This is a genomic window from Nocardioides dokdonensis FR1436, assembly GCF_001653335.1.
GTDB classification, from domain to species: domain Bacteria; phylum Actinomycetota; class Actinomycetes; order Propionibacteriales; family Nocardioidaceae; genus Nocardioides; species Nocardioides dokdonensis.
This window is the reverse complement of the sequence record NZ_CP015079.1, coordinates 2,202,404-2,221,869: the sequence shown is the minus strand read 5'-3', so window position 1 is coordinate 2,221,869 and position 19,466 is coordinate 2,202,404. Positions and strand designations below refer to the sequence as shown.

The window sequence follows — 19,466 nt, the reverse complement described above, 5'->3', positions numbered from 1 at the left end:
GACATGGGCACCCTGCACGGTCGCGACGACCAGCCGCTGCACACCGAGGGCGTGCCGGACGAGGAGGGCATCTCCCCCGCCGACGCCGCCGACCGGCTCGACCAGGATCCCGAGGAGCAGCTCAACGCCACGGACCCCGACTCCGACGTCGAGCTGCACGCCCCGCAGGAGCGCGTGGACGACAGCCGCCAGGACTGAGACCGCTCTCGTCGGACGGACCAGGCCGGGGCGGGCTCAGCCCGGGCGCGGGGCGTACATGATCACCGCGACCCCGACCAGGCACACCAGCGCACCCGTGACGTCGTACCGGTCGGGGCGGAAGCCGTCGGCGACCATCCCCCAGACCAGCGAGCCGGCCACGAACACCCCGCCGTACGCCGCGAGGATGCGCCCGAAGTGGGCGTCCGGCTGGAGCGTGGCGACGAAGCCGTAGAGGCCCAGTGCGATGACGCCCGCCCCGATCCACAGCCAGCCACGGTCCTCGCGGACGCCCTGCCAGACCAGCCACGCACCCCCGATCTCGGCGAACGCGGCCAGGACGAAGAGCAGCAGCGAGGCGACGACGGGCACGCCTGCAGTCTCCCACCGCCTCGGGTCGGGCAGACTCGGCCTCGTGGAGCAGCAGCGATGACCGCACCGTCCGGCCCCGCCCTGCCCGTCCCCGACGGGCTCGTGGAGGCGTTCCGCGACTACGAGCGCGCGGCCGCCGAGGGGGACACGACGGCGCTGGCGCGGTTCGTGGCGCCCGGCTCCAGCACCCTGGCCGGCGACCCGCACGGGCTGCTGGTGGGCAGCGACGCGATCACGGCGTACGCCGCCGCCCCGCCGCCGCGCCGTCTCGTGCAGACCCACGTGCAGGTCACCGACCCCGACCACGCGCTGGTCGTGGCGCTGACCGAGCACGAGTCCGGCGGCCGCGGCCAGCAGACCCAGCTGTGGGCGCGCACCGCCGACGGGTGGGTGATCACCGCTGCGCACACCTCCGAGCCCCCGCCGGCCCTGGACAGCCGGATCTGGCGGGTGGTCGGCGACCCGCTCGTGCCGGGCACCCCCGGCGGGCCGCTGTCGGGCGAGAGCGTCGCGGTCAAGGACGTCTACGCCGTGGCCGGGCACCCGGTCGGCGGCGGCAACCCCGCCTGGGAGGCCGGCGCGCCGGTCGAGCGCGGCGACGCCAAGGCCGTGCTCGGTCTCGTCGAGGCGGGCGCCGACCTGCGCGGCATCGCCCGCGCCGACGAGCTCGGCTGGTCACTGTTCGGCGCCAACCCGCACTTCGGCACCCCACCCAACCCGCGGGCGCCGTACCGGGTGCCCGGCGGGTCGTCGTCGGGCCCGGCCAGCGCGGTCTCGCTCGGGCACGCCACGATCGGGCTCGGCACCGACACCGCCGGGTCGGTGCGGGTGCCGGCGGCCTACCAGGGCCTGTACGGCGTGCGCACCACGCACGGTGCGATCGGCACCCACGGCGTGCTGGCGCTGGCGCCGAGCTTCGACAGCGTCGGTTGGCTGACCCGCGACGCCGACCTGCTGGCCCTCGTCGGCGACGTGCTGCTGCCCGACACCGCCGGACCCGCCGGCACCTCGGAGCTGGTGCTGGTGCCCGAGCTGCTCGCGCTCGCCGAGCCCGACGTGCGCGACGCGGTCGAGTCGTGGGCCGCGGCGCAGGGGCTGGTGGTGCGCGAGACGTGGTCGCTGGGCGAGCTCGACGAGTGGCGCCGCGCCTTCTCGACCTGGCAGGCGTGGGAGGCCTGGACCGTGCGCGGCCCGTGGCTGCGCGAACGTCTGCACCTGCTCGGCCCCGACGTGCGGGCCCGCTTCGAGCACGCCGCGACCATCGACGAGCGCACCGCCGAGCGGGCTCAGGGCGTCGTGCAGACCGCCCGCACCCGGCTGCGCGAGCTCGTCGGCGACCGCGTGCTGGTGCTGCCCACCACCCCGTCGGTCGCCCCGCTCCTGGGCAGCGACCTCGGGCCGGTCCGCGGCGCCACCCTCCTGCTGACCTGCCTGGCGCCCCTCGGCGGGCTGCCCGCCGTCAGCCTGCCGCTGCGCACCGCCGCCGGTCTGCCCTGCGGCGTCAGCCTCACCGCCGCCCCCGGCCGCGACCGCGACCTCCTCGCCCTGGCTGCCTCCCTGGGGTAGGCCGGCCGGGCTGCAGGAGTCCCCGGTCGACCGGGGACTCCGGTACTTGTCAGGCGTTGCAACACCCATCCAGTGCTGGAGTTGCCTGACAAGTGATCCCGGGCCAGCTGGGTCGTCCCGAGCCCGGGCCATTTGTTGTCCACAGGCGCGGCCCGGGTTCCGCCTCCCCACAGGCCAGCAACCCCCTGGGTAGGCGTTCGGGGCGCCGGGCATCGGCCCAGGCATGGATGAACTGGAAGCAACCAACCCGATGCTCAGCCCGATCCAGCTCCGCAAGCACCTCATCGAGGCCGGCTGGACCGACCGCGCCATCGCCCGCGCCGTGGCCCGTCGCGACCTGGCGAAGGTGAGGTGGGGCGCCTACGTCGACGCGGCGGCGTACGACGCTCTGGACGAGGCCGGACGCAACGGCCTCCGCGCCCGGGCAGTCGTCGCCCAGGCGGGTACTCCCCTCGTGGTCTCCCACACCTCGGCGCTGCCGTTCTGGGGCGCCCCGACGTGGGGCCTCGACCTCACCGACGTGCACGTCACCCGACCGGACCGCAAGGCGGGCCGGCACGAGGCAGGCGTCCAGCAGCACCGGGGCAAGCTCCTGCCGGGGGACACGGTCACTCGGGGCGGGGTGATCGTCTCCTCCCCCACCCGGCTGGGCATCGAGGTCACCACGTCCGGTCGCACCGAGGCCGCGTTGTGCGTCGTCAACGACCTGTTGCACCGTGGGCTGACCACATCCGAGGAGCTGGAGCGGCGCTACCGGGCGATCGGCGAGGACGCCACGGATCCGATGGACCACTGGCCGCACACGCTGACCGCGAACACGGTCTTCATGCTGTGCGACGCACGGATCGAGTCGGTCGGTGAGAGCCGCCTCTTCTACCTCTGCTGGCTCTTCGGCCTGCCGATGCCGATCCCTCAGTACGAGATCCGCGACCGGTGGGGCCGGCTCGTCGCCCGCGTCGACTTCGCCTGGCCCGAGCTCGGCGTCTACATGGAGTTCGACGGCAAGATCAAGTACACCAAGCTGCTGCGCCCCGGCGAGACCATCACCGATGTCGTGCTCCGCGAGAAGGCCCGCGAGCAGCAGGTCTGCGAGATCACCCAGTGGCGCCCGGTCCGGGTCGACTGGAACGACCTGCAGCACGGCGCCGCCACCGCCGATCGCATCAACCGCGTGCTGCACCCGCCGCTGCTCAGCGCCTGAGCCGGGCGCCCGGGCTGCTTGTCAGGCATCCCCAGCACTTGTCGGGCGTTGCAACACCCATCCAGTGCATGAGTCCCCGGTCGACCGGGGACTCATGCAGGAGCGGTGGCCGCCCTCACTGGTAGACGTCGGGGTCGGTGTCCCGCAGGTGCTGCAGCAGGTACGCCGCCTGGGCGCGGGCGCCGGCGGCGTTGGGGTGGGCGGGCACGCCGACGGCAGGATCGTTGACCGAGGGGCCGTAGGTCTCGGCCCAGCGCACCTGCGGCGCCTGGCACAGGTCGTGCCCGGCGCTCTGGCGGTAGGTGTTGACGACCTCGGCGCCCCCGCGGCGGGCGGCGCGGTGCACCATCTTGTTGAGCTGGCGGAACTTGGCGGAGATGTAGGCCATGTCCTCGTCGGTGGCCGGCAGCGTCGGGTAGCAGCCGTGGTCGGGCACCACGTCGAGGTAGTCCATCACCAGGATCCGCGCCCGGGGCGCGCGGCGGTGGATCTGGCGCAGCGCCTTGACGACCTTGATCTCCGAGGCGCGGATCCGCTCCGCGAGCCGGTCCTTGCCGCCGGCGGTGTACTTGGCCTTGCAGCCGCCCAGCGGCAGGCCGGGCCCGGAGTCGGAGACCGGGTTGGGCGCGGGCAGCAGGTTGAGGCAGTCCAGGCCGGCACCCGCGATGCCGGCGTCGTTGCCGCCGATGCCGACGGTGACCAGGTCGGTGGTGGGGCTGAGCCGGTCGAACTGCGGCGGGTTGGTGCCGCCCAGCGGCAGCCCGTCCTGGGGGCGCCGGAAGTCCTGGGTGGTCGCCGAGCCGCAGGACGCGTCGCGGAACTCGGTCACCGACAGCGCCTCGGCCACGATCTTGGGGTAGTTCTGCTTCGACTGGGCGCAGTCGATCGGCGCGTGCGTGGTGTCCGGCAGCCCGTAGCGGTCGACCAGCACCACGTCGGCGGTCCACGAGTCGCCCAGCGCGACGTACTCCATGACGACCGGCAGGCGACGCTCCTGCGGCGCCGGTGCTGACACGGCCGTGCCCACGGCGGTCGGCGCGAGCAGCAGGGCGCCCACGAGCGGGACGGCGGCGGTGAGGGTGACGAGGGAGGCGAGCGGTCGGATCGTCATGACTGGCACAACGTCGCAGTGCGACTCAGGTCACGTCTCGGGCCGGCCGGTCTCCGGGTGCGCGAGCCCCTGCGCGGCACGGGCCAGGTCGTCGACGACGCCGGCGAGCTGGTCGGAGGACTCGGTGGCCAGGTCGACGTGCAGCCCGAGCAGGGAGGCGTCGACGAGCCGCACCACGCGGCGCACGCGACGAGGCGGCGCGCCGCAGCGCACGAAGTAGTCGCGCAGCGCGGCCGCCCACTGGTCGTTGCTGGCGCGCACGTCGGTGCGGTAGGGCTCCTCCCCCAGCAGCCCGGTCGCGGCGGCCTGGACGTAGGCCGTGATCAGGGCCTGCAGCGGCGCGGCGCCGAAGGCCTCCCACAGCCCGTGCACGCCCGCCCGGACGGTCCGCCGCGCCGGCAGCGCCTCGACGGCGGCCACGGCGCGCTCGTTGACGCGCAGCACCACCGCGGAGACGAGGGCGTCGCGGCTCTCGAAGTGGTAGATCAGCATCCGGTCGCTGGTGCCGATGGCAGCGGCGAGCGGGCGCAGCGTCAGCCCGATCAGCCCGTGCTCGAGGACGTGGTCGGTGACCTCGTCGAGCAGCCGTTCGCGGCGATCCATGGCCCGATTGTAGCGATCGCTACAGTGGAGCCCGTGCCCGCCGTCCTGCTCACCCTCGCCATCGTGGTCGAGGTCGTGTCCACCGCGCTGCTGCCGCGCACCGTGGGCTTCACGCGTCCCGGCTGGACGGTCGCGGTGGTCAGCGGCTACGCCGTGGCGCTGTGGCTGCTGGCCCTGGTGGTGCGCACGATGCCGGTCTCGGTCGCGTACGCCGTGTGGGCCGGCCTCGGCACCGCCCTGGTGGCGATCGTCGGGGTGGTCTTCCTCAGCGAGCCGCTCGGCTGGATCCGCGCGGCCTCCCTCGGGATGATCGTGGTGGGCGTCGTCGGGCTCAACCTCAGCGGCGCGCACTGAGCCTCAGGAGCCGGGGCGCGCGCCGCCGAGGTGCCGACGCTGGTCGGTGACCAGCGCGGTCGCGGCGTCGCGCGCGCTGCGCGCCAGGTAGGGGAAGCTCAGGAACCCGTGCGGCATCAGGTGGAAGTCCTCCACCCGCGCCGGCGTGCCGGCGGCGACCAGCGCCTCGGCGTACCCGACCCCGCTGTCGTGCAGCGGGTCCAGCCCCGCGACCACCACCAGGGCGGGCGGCAGTCCGGACAGGTCGGGCGCCCGCACCGGTGAGAGCCGCCAGTCGGCGGGATCGGTGCCCTCGGGCAGGTAGTGGCCGTAGAACACCTCGAGGTCGTCGTTGCTCAGCACGATCCCCCGGTTGCCGACGTACGACGCGTGCTCGCGGGTCGCGTCGGTCAGGTCGGTCGCGGGGTAGACGAGCCCCTGGTGGCGCACCCCCGGCCCGCCCTCGTCGCGGGCCACCAGGGCCAGGACGGCGGCGAGGTTGCCGCCGGCGCTGTCGCCCATCAGGCCGAGCCGGTCGGGGTCGGCCCCCAGCTCCCGGGCGTGCGCAGCGGTCCACAGCAGCGCCTCGTAGCAGTCCTCGAGCGCCGCCGGGAACCGGTGCGTGGGCGCGAGCCGGTAGTCGACGGCGACGACGACCGCGTCGAGCTCGTCGGCCACGACGCTGCACAGCCAGTCCCCCTGCCGGGCGCTGCCCAGCACGAAGCCGCCGCCGTGCAGGTGCAGCACGACCGGTCGCGGACCGGTCGTGGCGCGGGTGGGGGTGTAGAGGCGCAGCGGTAACGGCCCGTGGCCGGCGTCGAACGTGCGCGTGCTGATCCGTACGCCGCGCCGCGGACGGCCGAGGAGCAGGTTGGCCGGGCCCCGGGTCGGGATGGCGACCCCCTGGACCCGGCGCAACCGCTCCTCGTCCATGCGGGCCACCGACATCGACGGCGCGACGCGGAACAGGGAGTCCAGCGCGCGGACGCCGAGCGGCAGCCGTGGGTGTGCCGAGCGGTCGCTCAACGGCGCGTGAAGCGGCCCAGCACCCCACGCACGCCGCGACCGATCGCTGCGTCCTTGCTGGAGCCGCCGCGGGTGCCGCCCATGCCTGCACCGCCGGCACCGGGGGTGCCGACCGCGCCGCCGCGGCGGCTGCCACCGCGACCGCCTCCGAGGACCTTGGAAATGATGCCGCCGATCATGATGTCTCCCTCCTGGCCGGCGCGGAGCGCCGGCGATGATGTCACCTACAGGTCCGCATACCCGTTGTCACGGTGGTTCACGCGTCTTCAGCCGACCACGCTGTCGCTGAGGATGCGCAGGTCGCCGTCGACCGGGCCGACCTCGATGCGGCGCGTCTCGCGCGAGCCGCCATCGTAGGTCAGCGTCACGTCGACCACACCGTCGCCGACGTCGTCGACCTCCTGGATGCTGACCGAGGAGATCGTGGCCCAGAAGCCGTCGTAGCTGTCGCGTCCGATCTCGTCCTGGAGGTCCGGGCTGAGCGTGGCCCAGCCCGTGTCGACGTCCTGCGGCAGCGCGGCGTAGTAGTCGCTGACGACGCCCTCGGCGTCGCTGCCGCTGACGTCGGCGTCGTTGCCCGGGTCCTCGGTCTCCTCCGGTGCGGCGCTCGAGCCGTCCGCGGTCGGCGCCGAGGAGGCCGTCGTGTCGTCGCTCGGGTCGCCGGTCGCCTCCGGTGTCGCGCTGCTGTCGTCGGCGGCCGGCGCCTGGTCGTCCTCCGAGCCGCCCAGCAGCGCGAACCCGCCCAGCGCGACCAGGACCAGCAGCACCACGGCGGCCACCGCGATCCAGATCCCGCGTCGCCGGTCGGCGGTCCCGGCCGCGCCCACGGCCGACGCCGGGGTCGCAGCGGGGGTCGCAGCGGGCGTCGGGGCGGGGTCGGGCTCGGGCTCCGGCTCGGGCACCACGGCCGGCGCGACGGCCGTCATCGGTGCGGTCGCGGCGGCGGCCCGGTCACCGCTGTCGTCGCGGCCGCCGGCGACGGCGCGCAGCTCGCGGGCCACCCGCGCCATGCTCCACCGGGCGTCGGGTTCCGGGTCGAGCATGTGGCCGAGAACGCCGGCCAGCGGTCCCGCGTGCCGCGGCGGCTCGGGCCGGTCGTGGGCGATCGCCATCAGCATCGCGATCGCGTTGTCCCGGCTGGGGAACGGCGGGCGCCCCTCCACGGCGGCGTACAGCGTCGCCCCGAGCGCCCAGACGTCCGAGGCGGGTGTCGGGTCGGCGCCCCGGGCGAGCTCGGGTGAGAAGTACGCCGGGGTGCCGGTCATCAGACCGGTCTGCGTGCGGTGCTCGTCGTCGGTGTTGCTGCGGGCGATGCCGAAGTCGGAGATCTTGGCGTGGTCGCCCTCCTTGACCAGCACGTTGCCCGGCTTCACGTCGCGGTGCACCGTGCCGCGGTCGTGGGCCAGCGCGAGCCCCTCGGCGACCTGGGCGCCGAGCCCGGCGGCACGGCGCGGGTCGAGCGGACCGTCGTCGCGCACGAGCTGGGACAGCGTGCGCGAGGGCACGTACTCCATCACCAACCAGATGGTCTCGCCCTCGTCGATGGCGTCGAAGACCGACACCACGTTCGGGTGCTGCAGCGCCGCCGAGCTGCGGGCCTCGCGCAGCGCCCGGGCCAGGTCGGCCGCCTCGCCCGGCAGCGCGCCGATCTGCTTGACCGCCACCTGCCGGCCCAGCATCTCGTCACGGCACAGCCAGACCGCGCCCATGCCCCCTCGGCCCAGCTCACGCTCGACGCGGTATCGACCCGCGATCAGTTCCGGTGCCATCACACTCCTTCCGACAACCCACCTGTCTACCCACTGTGGTGCGGACCTACGCCCTCACAGGGGTGGTGGGAGCAGGATCAGCGGGTGACGGTGGTGCTCTCGGTGACCAGGTAGAACCGGAAGGCCGTGCGTCCGCCCGGGCCGCGGTCCTTGGGCAGCGGGTTCTCGTCGAACCAGGCGAGGTAGCGCTGGTAGGCCTCCTCGTCGGCGTAGTACATCTCCGCGATCCGGTAGAAGGTCAGCCCCTCCGGGACGTCGGCGGTCCCGCCGGAGGCCTGGGTGACCGGACGCAGCACCTTGTTGAAGACGATCTTGTCGAGGTGGGGGTTCGCCAGCAGGTCGGGCGCGTGCACGTCGAACAGCCACGCCTCGTACTCCTCCTCCGAGACGCCGGGGACGATGTCGTAGCCGAGGATGGTCTTGATGCTCATGAGTCTCCTGAGGTCGAGGTGATGGTCCAGTCGAACGATTGGGCGCCCTCGCCGAAGCCCTCCAGGCGCACCCGGTAGGGCTCGAGGCGGACACCGACGAGGTCCTCGCGGACCTGGTCGCGGCTGCGCAGCGGCGCCCGGTCGAAACCCTGCGAGCGCTGTCGGTGCACCTCGCGCTCGTAGCAGTCCCAGGTCCACTCCTCGTCCATGAACTCGGTGGTGGCGCGCACGAAGACCGCTCGTGGCGGGAGCTGTCCGATGTCGAAGACGTGCGGGCGCTCGTTGGTGGCGCCGGGGGCGGGGCTGCCGACCCAGGTCACGAGGATGTGCGGGTCCCGGCGCATCTGGTTCATGCGCTGGTGGCTGTGGCGCTGCACCAGCGAGACCGACCAGTCGTCGGCGAGGAACGCGGTCATGGACCGCGACACCGGGAAGCCCTTGATGTCCAGGGTGGTGACCTGGGCGAAGCCGGCCTCCTCCCCCACGAATCGCAGTGCCGCCTCCTGGGCGTCCTCCAGCGCGCTCATGCCCCGTCCTCCGTCTGCTGCTCTGCTCGTGCGTGGTCGGCGAGGTGCTCAGCGGCCAGGAACGCCAGGCCGAACGCCGGGAGAAGGCCGTTGCCGGCGAGGTAGCCGCCCGACCCGTGGCCGGAGATGCCCGCGGCCGCTCCCCCCGAGGCGTAGAGCCCACCGATGGGCTCGCCGGTGCGGGTGAGGACCCGCGCGTGCTCGTCGACGCGCAGGCCGCCCTGGGTGTGGAAGAGCGCCGGGCGCACCGCGACCGCGGCGTACGGCGGCTCGAGCGGCTGCTCCCAGTGCGTCCGCCCGAACTCGTCCGCAGCGCCCCCGGCGCTGGCCCGGGCGCGCGACATCGTCTCCAGCAGCACCGCCGGGTCCGCGCCGATGCTCGTGGCCAACGACTCCACGTCTTCGGCCCAGCGCAGCGCACCGGACTCGACGGTGTCGCGGTAGTCCTGGAACTCCTGGCAGGCCTCGTGGATGCGCTGGTCCAGCACGATCCAGGCCTCGCCGCCGGCGTGCCGCAGCACCTGGGCGGCGTACTCGGAGTAGCCGGTCGTCTCGTTGCCGAACCGGGCACCGGCCCGGTCCACCAGGACGCCGCCGTGCATGACGGTGGCCCAGCCGGTCAGGGTGGCGGACGGCATCGCGAGCGCCGCGTGGCCCTGGTAGGCGTCCAGGAACGCGGTCGCGGCACCGAGACGCTCCCCGATGCGCAGCGCATCGCCGAGCGAGGCGTCACTGCCGTGGTAGACCGCGCCGGCGATCTCGGGGATGTGGCGGGCCACGAGCTCGGCGTCGGCGGCGAAGCCGTTGGTCGCCAGCAGCACCGCGCGGGTCGGCACCCGCTCCTCGCGGCCGCCCGAGGTGATGACGACCTCGGTGACCCCCGCGGCGTCGACCACCACGTCGGTCAGGGTCGCCGGCACCATCACGTCGATCAGGTCGCTGTCGCGCACGGCTCGGACCACGTCGCGCAGGAGGTTGCGCCCGATGCGTCCCGGCACCGTGTGGCACCGCAGCTGGGAGTGCCCCGGGTAGGGGAAGTCGGTCACCAGCGACAGCGGCAGCCCCAGGTCGTCAGCCATCCACTCGACCAGGCGAGCGCTCACCCCGGCCAGCGCTCCGGCCAGCAGCTCGTCGGTCTCCCCGTGGGTCTTGGCGACCAGGTCGGCGACGAACCTCTCGGGCGAGTCCTCGAGCCCCAGCTCGCGCTGCCAGCGCGAGCCGGCACCCGGCAGCATCGCGGTGGACATGGCGGTGTTGTTCGAGACCGCGTAGTGCTCGTTGCGCTCCACGACGAGCACCGAGAGGCCCAGGGAGGCCGCACGCAGGGCGCCGATCAGTCCGCCCCCCGCACCGGCGACGACGAGGTCGGGACCGTCGTGGCTCATCGGGGGCCGCCCGCCTCGGCGCTCGCGAGCGCCTGCCGCATGGCGACCAGCTGGAGTGCCACGCGCGTGGGATCGACCAGCAGCGGACCACCGTCGGGCGCCCCCACCTCGACCGCCGAGCAGGCGTTGAAGACGTGGTCCACGGGCAGGTGGTCCACGGTGCGGCGCACCGCCGAGGCCCAGACCGCGTCGTCGGCGATGTCCTCGACCGAGAGGTCGAGGACCGCCGTCGGCAGCACCGGGGCCAGCCCGTACGACGCCAGCTTGCGGTCAAGCTCGTCGGCGATCGCGGAGTTGCGGGCCACGGCCCCCATCCGTCCTCCCAGCCCGGCGAGGAACCCGGCGCACAGCCGACCGATCCCGAACACCGGGCGCGGCAGGGCCACCGGGTGGTCCACCGCGGGGTCGAGCACGCAGTCGGGCAGGAACGCGTCGACGCCGGCGAGGTCCGCGTCGGCGAAGCGCGCGTGCACCGCTGCCTCGGAGGCGGACACGTCGGCGGCCGTCTCGAGCGCGCGCGGGATCTCGCTGCCCGCGCCGAGGTCCTCGAGCCGCACGGTGACGCCGGCAGGCACCAGCCGGTCGTAGCGGGCCTGGCGGCGCGCGATCTCGTCCTCGTCGAGGTGGATCGGCGTGATGGCCAGCAGGTGCATGGGTCCCTCCCGGGGAAGTGCGGTAGCGGTGCTCGTGGGCCGACGACGATCGTCAGCGGCTCACATGCCCAGGTACGCCTCGCGCACCCGGGGGTCGTCGGAGAGCTCGGCGCCGGTGCCCTCCAGCACGATGGCGCCGTTCTCGATGACGTAGGCACGGTCCGAGATCGCCAGTGCCTGGCGGGCGCTCTGCTCGACGATGAGGACGGTGACCCCGGAGTCCCGGATGGCCTTGATCGCGTCGAGCACCTGCGAGACCAGGTTCGGCGCCAGGCCGACCGACGGCTCGTCCAGGGTCAGGCACCGCGGCCGGGCCATCAGGGCGCGGCCGATGGCGAGCATCTGCTGCTGGCCGCCCGACATGGTCTTGGCCACCTGCTTGCGACGCTCCGCCAGGATCGGGAAGAGGTCGAAGACCTCGTCCAGCGAGCCCTTGATCGAGGACCGGGGCTGCGTGTAGGCCCCCATCTCGAGGTTCTCCCAGACCTGCAGGTCCCCGAAGAGAGCCCGGTCCTGGGCCACGTGCACGAGCCCGGAGCGCACGATGGTGTCGGGTCGCTGACCTTGGATCTCCTCGCCCTCGAAGACGATCTTGCCGCCCATCGTCCCGATCAGGCCGGCGATGGCGCGCAGCGTGGTCGTCTTGCCCGCCCCGTTGGCGCCGATGAGGGAGACGATCTCGTGGCGGTCCACGTGCAGGGACAGCTCGTGCAGGATCTGGAGCTTGCGGTAGCCCGCTGTCAGCTGCTGGAGGTCGAGGATCATGCGTAGTCCTCCCCGAGGTAGGCGTCGATGACGACCTTGTCCTCGATCACGGTGCGGGGGTCTCCGAGCGCGAGCCTGGCACCGTCGTGCATCACCAGGAGGCGCTCGGACAGGGCCAGGACGGCGGCCATGATGTGCTCGACGAACATCACCGTCAGCCCGTCGGCGTGCAGGTCGCGCAGCAGGTCGATCATCGGCGCGCGCTCGGTCGGCACCAGGCCGGCCAGCACCTCGTCCAGCAGGATCAGCCGTGGCTCCAGGGCCAGGGCACGGGCCAGCTCGAGACGCTTGAGGCCGGCGGTGGGCAGGCTGCCCGACGGGTCGTTGACGTAGCGCTCGAGCTGCACGCGCTCGATGACCCCCAGCGCGTGCCGCCGGGCCTCCTTCCGCGAGCGGTGGCGGGCGTGCGAGGCGATCGCGACGTTGTCGAGCACCGACATGCTCTCGAAGGGGCGCATCAGCTGGAAGGTGCGCACGAGCCCGGCGGCCGCGACGCGGTCGGCGCTCCACCCGGTGATCTCACGCCCCTCGAACCAGACCCGGCCCTGGGTCGGCGGGATCTGACCGGCCAGCAGCGAGAAGAGCGTCGTCTTGCCGGCACCGTTGGGGCCGACGATGCCGAGGAACTCGTGCTCGGCGACCTCGAGGTCGATGTTGTTGACGGCCTTGAGCCCGGCGAAGGACTTCGTCAGCCCTTCGATCTTGAGAAGGCTCATTTGCGCCACCGGTCCCGAATCGTTCCGTAGATGCCCTTCGGCATGAAGAGCACGATGATGATGAGCAGCGCCGCGTACACCGCCACGTCGAGGCCGGTGACCCCCTGGAGGAAGTCCAAGAACGCCGGCGGGTTGCGCAGGATCGAGGCGATGAGCTCGGAGAGCGGACCGACGACCAGGGCACCCACGACCGGGCCCCAGATCGTGCCGATGCCACCGATGACAGCCGGGATGATGGCCTCGATCGACACCGAGCCGCCGAAGGCCTGCTCGGGGCCGACGAAGAAGTAGTACTGGGTGTAGTAGGACCCCGCCACCGAGGTGATCGCACAGCTGAGGGCGACCGCGACCAGGCGGTAGCGCAGGACCTTGATGCCCAGCGACGCCGCCGCGACCTCGTCGTCGCGGATCGCCTGGGTGTACTGGCCCGAACGCGCCCCCACGAAGGCGATGGTGATGGCCAGCGCGAGCGCGAGGATGCCCAGCGGGATCCAGAAGTAGTAGTCGCTGCCCTGCGCGAACTGCATCATCGCCCAGGAGTCCCGGGGCAGGATCGGGATGTTGTAGCCCAGCGTCTTGCGCAGGAAGTCGAGGTTCTGCACCACGAGCAGGAACATCTGGGCGAAGGCGAAGGTCGCCAGCGCGAAGTAGGCCCCGGCGAGCTTGTAGCGCAGGCACAGGAAGGCGATCAGGGTGCCGGCCGCCGCCGAGATGGCGGCACCCACGACCATGGCGATCCACGGCGAGACGCCGTGCTCGACCAGGAGGTAGGCGTCGGTGTAGGCGCCGATGCCGAAGAAGGCGGCGTGGCCGAAGCTGAACATCCCGCCGTAGCCGCTCATCAGGTTCCAGCCGACGGCCATGATCGCGAAGATCATGGTGCGGATGGCGATCGACTCGAGGCGCTCGGACAGGAAGAGCGGCAGGACGGCGAGCACGGCGGTGAGCACGAGCAGGGCCAGGAAGGACCGTCGCTGCGCGGTGTCACGCAGCCGCGGGTCGTCTGCGGCCACGGGGGTGGTCCCGTAGCGGCTTGCGGTGTCGGTCACGACGTGGCTCCGAACAGGCCCTGGGGCCGGAAGAAGAGGACGAGGACGAAGACCCCGAAGACCAGGATCAGGGACCCGGTCCCGGGCAGGTAGAGCGCACCGACGGTCTGGACGAGCCCGATCACGAGCCCGCCCACCATGGCCCCCACGACGTTGCCGAGACCGCCCAGGACGACGATGACGAAGGCGAGGATCGTGAACTGCTCCCCCACGGTGGGCGTCAGGCTGAGGAAGGGCACGGTGAGCCCGCCCGCCACCGCCACGCAGGCGGCGCCGATGCCGAACGTCATGGCGTAGACACGGTTGACGTTGACCCCGACCAGCGACGCGGCCTGGCTGTTGGCCGAGACCGCTCGAATCGAGAGTCCGAACGAGGTCTTCTTCAGCGCCAGGGTCAGCACCAGGGCCACGACCGCGGCGCCGCCGAACGCGATGAGGCGCTCGTAGGAGGCGATGGCGCCGAAGACGGTGATGGACCCGCTGACGCCGCCGGGCACCGACTTGGGCCGCCCGCCGAAGATCATCAGCAGTCCGTTGATGATCAGCAGCGACACCCCGAGGGTGATCAGCAGCGGGCCCTCGTGGTTGCCCGAGGTGGTGAGCTTGTTGAGGAACAGCGTCTGGATGGTCGCGCCGAAGGCGAACATGATCGGGATCGCGATCAAGGTGGCGACGTAGACGGGGATGCCCATCGACGTCACCATCACGTAGACCAGGAACATCGACAGGGTGAGCATCGACCCCTGGGCGAAGTTGACCACGCCCAGGACACCGAAGATGAGCGTGAGCCCGATCGAGACCAGGGCGTACACCCCGCCCAGCAGCAGGCCGGTGACGATCGACTGGGTGATCAGGCCGGAGTCACGCCCTCCCACGGTGTAGACGAGCAGGAGCCCGAGGACGACGGCGCCCGCGAGTCCGAGCGGCATGGCCCAGTCACGCAGCCGGGCCAGGACCGTGGTCGCGGACGACGTGGACTCGTCCGCGACCACCTCTCCGGTGGGCTCGTCCGGTGGCTGGCGGGGTGGCTGGCTCGTGGAGTGGCTCATCGGTTCAGGCTCCGGTCCGGATCAGCGGGTGAATGCGGGGAAGACCAGCGAGGAGGTCTCGAACTGCGCGGGGTAGACCTGCTCCACCGCGCCCTTCTGGACCTGCATCACGATGACCGTCGCGTTCTCGTTCTGACCGGTCTCGTCGAAGGTGATCGGGCCGTCGAAGGCCAGCAGCGGGTCCTCGAAGCTGAGGTCGGCGAGGGCGTCGCGCACGTCGGCCGGCTCGCTGCTCCCGGACTCCTCCAGGGCCGCGGCGATGAGCTCGATCGACTGGTAGGACAGCATGGCCGCGGTCTCCATCGGCTGGCCGTACTTCTCCTCGAAGCGCTCCCGGATGTCGGCCACGCGGTCGCTGGTGGCGGCGTAGTGGTAGTTGGCGCTCAGCACGTTCTCGCCGGCCGCACCCGCGTCCGCGGGGAAGGAACCGTCGTCGAAGGCGCCATTGGCGACGCCGTACAGGGCGCTGATGTCGGGGTCGAGGGCCTTGACGGACTTCGCGATCAGCAGGCTGTCGGGGTAGTAGCCGGTCGCGACGATGGCGTCGGGCTTGGCCGACGCGGCCTCGCGGACCTGCGTCGTGGCATCGGTGAAGTTGGTGCCGGCGTACACGACCTCCTTGAGGACCTCGACGCCCTGCGACTCCGCCTCGGCCTCGAAGGCGTCGTAGACGCTCTGGCCGAAGGAGCCCTCGATGTGGATGTAGGAGACCGACTCGATGGGGGTGTCGTTCTCCTCGCCCATCGCGATCAGCGCCTGGGCGCCGGCGGTGCCCATGCTCGTGGCGTTGGGCTGGGTGCGGAAGGCGTACTGGTAGCCCTGCTCCAAGATCTGGTCGTCCACGGCGACATCGATGACCAGGGGCACGCGGGCCCGCTCGGCCACGGCCGCCACGTTCTGGGTGACGTCGCTCTGGTAGGTGCCCACCAGTGCCACGGCGCCGTCCTGGATCAGTCGCTGTGCCTCGCTCTGGCCGGTCGCGGCCTCGCCCTTGCTGTCGCCGTCGGCGAGGGTGAGCGTGGCGCCGTCCAGCGACTCGATGCCACCGTCCGCGTTGATGTCGTCGATGGCCATCTGGGCGCCGTCGTTCATTAGACCGCCGACGCCGGCGAGGCCGCCGGTGAGCGGGTGGACGGAGCCGATGGTGATCTCGCCGCCACCGTCGGCACTGTCGCCCGAGTCGCCGCAGGAGGCGAGGGCCAACGAGGTGGCCGCGACGGCGACGAGACCGGTGAGCTTCTTCAACGTGCTGGGCCTTGGCTTCATGGTGACGGGCCTTCCTCGGTACGCAAAGACACTGGATACTGTTTCCCCTGCAGGAACGCGAACTCAGTGTGGGTGTTCCGCTCTGCGATCAATGTCGGAGCGCGGTGCGGCTGTAGTGGGCGAGATTACATGCGCTGAGGCCTACTGACTAGAGCATTGACCGAATTTTGAGTAAGCCGTATGGTTCCGCCAGGCGGAACACAACCCAAGGAGCGCGACCATGACGGACGGAACGACCGACCTGAGCCCAGGGACGGGGTCACGCGGGACCGAGTCAGCCGACCGGGTCGCCGACGTGCTCCTGCTCTTCGCCCGGGCCGAGCACCCGCTGGGGGTCTCCAAGATCGCCAGGTCGCTCTCGCTCAGCAAGGCGGTGGTGCACCGCATCCTGCAGTCGCTGACCTCGCGATCCCTGCTGCAGGTCGTGCCCGGCGACTCCACCTACATCCTCGGCCCGGCCGCCACCAGCCTGAGCGCGCGGGCGTGGAGCCAGATGGACGTGCGCACGATCGCGGCCCCGATCCTGCGGCGCCTGCGCGAGGAGACCCTGGAGACCACCACCCTGTCGGTGCTCGTGGGGCATCACCGCATCTACCTCGACCAGTTCGAGAGCCGGCAGGAGGTGAAGATGGTCGTCGAGCTCGGCCCTCGCTTCGCGCTGCACTCCGGGGCCTCGAGCCGCTCGATCCTCGCCTTCCTCCCCGAGCCCTTCATCGCCGAGGCCGTGCGCCACCTGCGCGCGGCCGACCCCGACTTCGACGCGGATGCCTACCGCCACGAGCTCGAGCAGGTCCACAGCAAGGGCTTCGCCGTGTCGCTGAACGAGCGCAACACCGGGGCCGCCGCCATCGCGGCCCCCTTCTTCGACGCCGCGGGCAACGTCATGGGCTCCATCAGCTCGTGCGGCCCCGTCTTCCGCTACGGCGAGGAGGGCCACGAGGACCACGTCCGCCTGGTCATCAACGCCGCGCGCGCCATCACGGCCGGCCTGGCGGGTGACGCATGAGCAGCACGGCGACCCCCACGGCCGCGGCGCTGCCGCGCTCCTTCCTCTACGTCCCGACGGTGCGCCCCGAGCTCTTCTCGAAGGCGGCGGACGGTCCCGCCGACGCCCTGATCCTCGACCTCGAGGACGCGGTGCCGCTGGCTCGCAAGGACGAGGCCCGGGACCACCTGCGCGCCTGGCTCACCACGCGCCCTGCCCACGACCCTGGTGCGGGAACGCAGCTGTGGGTCCGCGTCGACCCGGACGCCCTCGACGCCGACCTCGACGCCGCCGTCCTGCCGGCCACGTCCGGGGTGGTGCTGGCCAAGTGCACAGCAGCCCAGCTCGACGCCACCGACACCCGTCTGCGCGATCTCGAGCGGCAGCGCGGTCTGGCTCCCGGATCCGTCCCGGTCATCGGGCTCGTCGAGAGCGGTCTCGGCCTCCTCGACCTGCCCCGGATGACCCAGGTCGAGCGGCTCCTCACCTTCGGCCTCGGCGAGGCGGACCTCCTCGGCGACCTGCGCATGGTCCGTTCGGCGCGCTCGGCCGCCGCGCTGGACGCGCTGCGCACCCAGGTCGTCGTGCACTGCGCAGCCGCGGGCAAGCAGGCGCCCGTGGCCCCGACCTCGACGGCCTTCCGCGATCTCGAGGCCTTCGCCGAGTCCACTCGGCACCTGAGCGACCTCGGCTTCCGGTCCCGCACCGCCATCCACCCCGGCCAGGTGCCGGTCATCCACGACGTGCTCGCCCCCGACGAGTCCGAGGTCGAGGCAGCGCGCGACCTGATGGCCCGTTTCGAGACGTCGGCCGGGGGCGTGACGACCGCCGCCGACGGCCGGCTCATCGATGCGGCGGTGGTGCGGGGAGCCCGCGAGGTGCTGGCCCGCGCTGAGCGCTGAGACAGCGAGCCCCGACCGCGGTGCGGTCGGGGCTCGCTGCTGTCCCGGGGCGACCGGGGTGCGACAGGTGTCGTCGTGGGTCAGGAACCCGAGCCCGAGCGGGCCACGTAGCGACCGCGCGGGCTGCCCACGACCGAGCCGTCGGTGAGGATCGCCTCGCCACGCAGGAAGGTGTCCGTCACCCGCGCGGTCAGGGTGAAGCCCTCGAAGGGCGTGTACTCCTGGGTCGACAGCGAGTCCTCGGCGCGCACCACGTACTCGGTGGCGTCGTCGAGGAGGCAGAAGTCGGCGTCGAGGCCAACCGCGAGGTCGCCCTTCGTCGACATGCCGAAGCGCTGAGCCGGGTTGCGGGCGACCAGCTCCGCGATCTTGTTGTAGGAGAGCCCGCGCTTGCGCCCCTCGGAGACCATGCCCGGCAGCAGGTACTCGGTGCCGCCGAAGCCGGACTTGGCCACGAAGACGTCGTCGCGCGGCTCGCCGAACTTCGTCTCGTCCTTGCAGCAGGCGTGGTCGGACGTGACCCACGAGAAGTTGCCGGCCAGCAGGTGCTCCCACAGCGACTCGACGTCCTCGGGCGAGCGCAGCGGCGGGTTGACCTTGCCGCCCAGGTTGGCGGTCGTGTAGTCCGCGAGCAGGTGCCCCACGGTGACCTCGCGGCGGAAGTCGATGTGCGGGAACGTCGACTGCATCATCATCGCCGCCTCGATCGCCTTGCGCGAGGTGAGGTGCAGCAGGTTGATGTTGGGCAGCTCGGTCTCGTGCGCGAGGTACGAGGCGATCGTGATGGCCAGCCCCTCCGAGTGCGGCGGACGCGAGGCGCTGTAGGCCTCGAGGCCCGTCAGCGTGCCCTCCTGCTCGACGAGCTTGGTGTAGGCCCGCATGATCTCCGCGGTCTCGCAGTGCAGCGACAGCGAGATGTGGTCGCGGTCCGCGGCGAAGCGCTCCTGCTGGCGGGCCGCCTGGATGCCCCGCATCACGAACTCGAAGTGGGCGATGTCGTAGCTCTCGTCCTCGGGGAGCATGAGGAACGAGCCCTGGTCGGTCGAGCGACCGTGCAGACCGTGGCTGCCGTAGAACATGAACACCTTGAACGACGGCACCCCGAACTCCTCGATGAGGTCGGGGATCTCGCCGATGTGCTCCTGCAGGATCGGCGCCACGTGGAAGCCGTAGTCGATATAGGCCTTGTCCGCGGTCGCTGCCAGGATCTCGGGGAAGATCTCCCGGTAGGGCCCCGAGCGGTTGAGGTAGTAGGCGCCGGTGCGGATGTAGGTGATCCCCGAGGTCACCCCGCCCTGCGCGGCCGCCCGGCTCTCCGTGGCGGCGTCCTCGCCCAGCTCGTTGTAGATCCCCCAGTGCTGGTGCACGTCGACGACGCCCGGGAAGAGGTGCTTGCCGGTGCCGTCGACCACCTGGGTGGCCTCGCCCGCGTCGATCGAGTCCTCGAAGGCGGCGAAGCGACCGTCCTTGACAGCGACGTCGAGACGCTCGGGCGCCTCGGCTCCGGGGCGGACGACCAGCGCGTTCTGGATCACCAGATCGTAGTGGGACATGACTCT

General features: G+C 72.2%; 22 protein-coding genes. 6 read left to right on the top strand and 16 right to left on the bottom strand.

Annotation, left to right across the window (positions count from 1 at the left end):
• Positions 1–3 precede the first annotated feature (3 nt).
• A complete protein-coding gene (locus tag I601_RS10535) occupies positions 4–198 on the top strand; it encodes a hypothetical protein (protein ID WP_068109197.1) in 195 nt (64 codons plus the stop codon).
• Between the two features lie 36 nt (positions 199–234).
• Here I601_RS10535 and I601_RS10530 read toward each other — a convergent pair whose 3' ends face one another.
• Positions 235–570, bottom strand: a complete 336-nt coding sequence (locus I601_RS10530) for a YnfA family protein (RefSeq protein ID WP_068109194.1) — start codon at positions 568–570, stop codon at positions 235–237.
• A 57-nt stretch (positions 571–627) separates the two neighbouring features.
• Here I601_RS10530 and I601_RS10525 point away from each other — a divergent pair, with 57 nt between their 5' ends.
• Both I601_RS10525 and I601_RS10520 read left to right on the top strand, forming a co-directional pair.
• Positions 628–2,136: an AtzH-like domain-containing protein gene (locus I601_RS10525; protein ID WP_068109192.1), complete on the top strand. Its 1,509-nt coding sequence runs from the start codon at positions 628–630 to the stop codon at positions 2,134–2,136.
• 223 nt (positions 2,137–2,359) lie between these two features.
• Entirely contained in the window at positions 2,360–3,337 is a 978-nt protein-coding gene (locus I601_RS10520) for a hypothetical protein (RefSeq protein WP_157520036.1), read from the top strand.
• A 115-nt stretch (positions 3,338–3,452) separates the two neighbouring features.
• Here I601_RS10520 and I601_RS10515 read toward each other — a convergent pair whose 3' ends face one another.
• Together I601_RS10515 and I601_RS10510 are read right to left on the bottom strand one after the other, a co-directional pair.
• The gene (locus I601_RS10515; RefSeq protein WP_068109186.1) at positions 3,453–4,448 is read right to left on the bottom strand and encodes an SGNH/GDSL hydrolase family protein; all 996 of its coding nucleotides are present in this window, start codon (positions 4,446–4,448) and stop codon (positions 3,453–3,455) included.
• 30 nt (positions 4,449–4,478) lie between these two features.
• Positions 4,479–5,051 carry a TetR/AcrR family transcriptional regulator gene (locus I601_RS10510; protein ID WP_068109183.1) on the bottom strand — a complete coding sequence of 191 codons (573 nt, stop codon included), beginning with the start codon at positions 5,049–5,051 and terminating at the stop codon, positions 4,479–4,481.
• Between the two features lie 33 nt (positions 5,052–5,084).
• On the opposite strand from I601_RS10510, the gene I601_RS10505 reads away from it, so the two are divergent.
• Positions 5,085–5,405 (top strand): DMT family transporter, encoded by a 321-nt coding sequence (locus I601_RS10505; RefSeq protein ID WP_068114730.1) that lies wholly within the window; start codon positions 5,085–5,087, stop codon positions 5,403–5,405.
• Positions 5,406–5,408: 3 nt separating this feature from the next.
• Here the strand turns inward: I601_RS10505 and I601_RS10500 are convergent, their stop codons facing one another.
• The 12 genes from I601_RS10500 to I601_RS10445 all read right to left on the bottom strand — a co-directional run bounded on the left by I601_RS10500 (position 5,409) and on the right by I601_RS10445 (position 16,020).
• On the bottom strand, positions 5,409–6,410 hold the full coding sequence (locus tag I601_RS10500) for an alpha/beta hydrolase (protein WP_068109179.1): 1,002 nt from the start codon (positions 6,408–6,410) through the stop codon (positions 5,409–5,411).
• Positions 6,407–6,634, bottom strand: a complete 228-nt coding sequence (locus I601_RS10495; protein WP_157520033.1) for a hypothetical protein — start codon at positions 6,632–6,634, stop codon at positions 6,407–6,409. The genes I601_RS10500 and I601_RS10495 overlap by 4 nt, the downstream gene beginning before the upstream one ends.
• Before the next feature lie 42 nt (positions 6,635–6,676).
• The gene (locus I601_RS21480; RefSeq protein WP_068109173.1) at positions 6,677–8,179 is read right to left on the bottom strand and encodes a serine/threonine-protein kinase; all 1,503 of its coding nucleotides are present in this window, start codon (positions 8,177–8,179) and stop codon (positions 6,677–6,679) included.
• Between the two features lie 77 nt (positions 8,180–8,256).
• A complete protein-coding gene (locus tag I601_RS10485) occupies positions 8,257–8,610 on the bottom strand; it encodes an EthD domain-containing protein (protein ID WP_068109170.1) in 354 nt (117 codons plus the stop codon).
• A complete protein-coding gene (locus I601_RS10480) occupies positions 8,607–9,137 on the bottom strand; it encodes a hypothetical protein (RefSeq protein ID WP_068109167.1) in 531 nt (176 codons plus the stop codon). The genes I601_RS10485 and I601_RS10480 overlap by 4 nt, the downstream gene beginning before the upstream one ends.
• Positions 9,134–10,522 (bottom strand): FAD-dependent oxidoreductase, encoded by a 1,389-nt coding sequence (locus tag I601_RS10475; protein ID WP_068109164.1) that lies wholly within the window; start codon positions 10,520–10,522, stop codon positions 9,134–9,136. The genes I601_RS10480 and I601_RS10475 overlap by 4 nt, the downstream gene beginning before the upstream one ends.
• Entirely contained in the window at positions 10,519–11,175 is a 657-nt protein-coding gene (locus I601_RS10470) for an aspartate/glutamate racemase family protein (protein ID WP_068109161.1), read from the bottom strand. The genes I601_RS10475 and I601_RS10470 overlap by 4 nt, the downstream gene beginning before the upstream one ends.
• Before the next feature lie 60 nt (positions 11,176–11,235).
• Positions 11,236–11,940, bottom strand: a complete 705-nt coding sequence (locus I601_RS10465; RefSeq protein WP_068109158.1) for an ABC transporter ATP-binding protein — start codon at positions 11,938–11,940, stop codon at positions 11,236–11,238.
• A complete protein-coding gene (locus I601_RS10460; RefSeq protein ID WP_179948531.1) occupies positions 11,937–12,656 on the bottom strand; it encodes an ABC transporter ATP-binding protein in 720 nt (239 codons plus the stop codon). The genes I601_RS10465 and I601_RS10460 overlap by 4 nt, the downstream gene beginning before the upstream one ends.
• Positions 12,653–13,705: a branched-chain amino acid ABC transporter permease gene (locus I601_RS10455; RefSeq protein WP_068109152.1), complete on the bottom strand. Its 1,053-nt coding sequence runs from the start codon at positions 13,703–13,705 to the stop codon at positions 12,653–12,655. The genes I601_RS10460 and I601_RS10455 overlap by 4 nt, the downstream gene beginning before the upstream one ends.
• Positions 13,702–14,754 (bottom strand): branched-chain amino acid ABC transporter permease, encoded by a 1,053-nt coding sequence (locus I601_RS10450; RefSeq protein WP_084527442.1) that lies wholly within the window; start codon positions 14,752–14,754, stop codon positions 13,702–13,704. The genes I601_RS10455 and I601_RS10450 overlap by 4 nt, the downstream gene beginning before the upstream one ends.
• 21 nt (positions 14,755–14,775) lie before the next feature.
• Positions 14,776–16,020 (bottom strand): ABC transporter substrate-binding protein, encoded by a 1,245-nt coding sequence (locus tag I601_RS10445; protein ID WP_068109149.1) that lies wholly within the window; start codon positions 16,018–16,020, stop codon positions 14,776–14,778.
• A 220-nt stretch (positions 16,021–16,240) separates the two neighbouring features.
• Here I601_RS10445 and I601_RS10440 point away from each other — a divergent pair, with 220 nt between their 5' ends.
• Together I601_RS10440 and I601_RS10435 are read left to right on the top strand one after the other, a co-directional pair.
• Positions 16,241–17,026, top strand: a complete 786-nt coding sequence (locus I601_RS10440; protein WP_068109147.1) for an IclR family transcriptional regulator — start codon at positions 16,241–16,243, stop codon at positions 17,024–17,026.
• Positions 17,023–17,907, top strand: a complete 885-nt coding sequence (locus tag I601_RS10435) for an HpcH/HpaI aldolase/citrate lyase family protein (protein WP_068109144.1) — start codon at positions 17,023–17,025, stop codon at positions 17,905–17,907. The genes I601_RS10440 and I601_RS10435 overlap by 4 nt, the downstream gene beginning before the upstream one ends.
• 80 nt (positions 17,908–17,987) lie before the next feature.
• On the opposite strand, the gene I601_RS10430 is transcribed toward I601_RS10435, so the two are convergent.
• The gene (locus I601_RS10430) at positions 17,988–19,460 is read right to left on the bottom strand and encodes a dihydroorotase (protein WP_068109139.1); all 1,473 of its coding nucleotides are present in this window, start codon (positions 19,458–19,460) and stop codon (positions 17,988–17,990) included.
• Positions 19,461–19,466 lie beyond the last annotated feature (6 nt).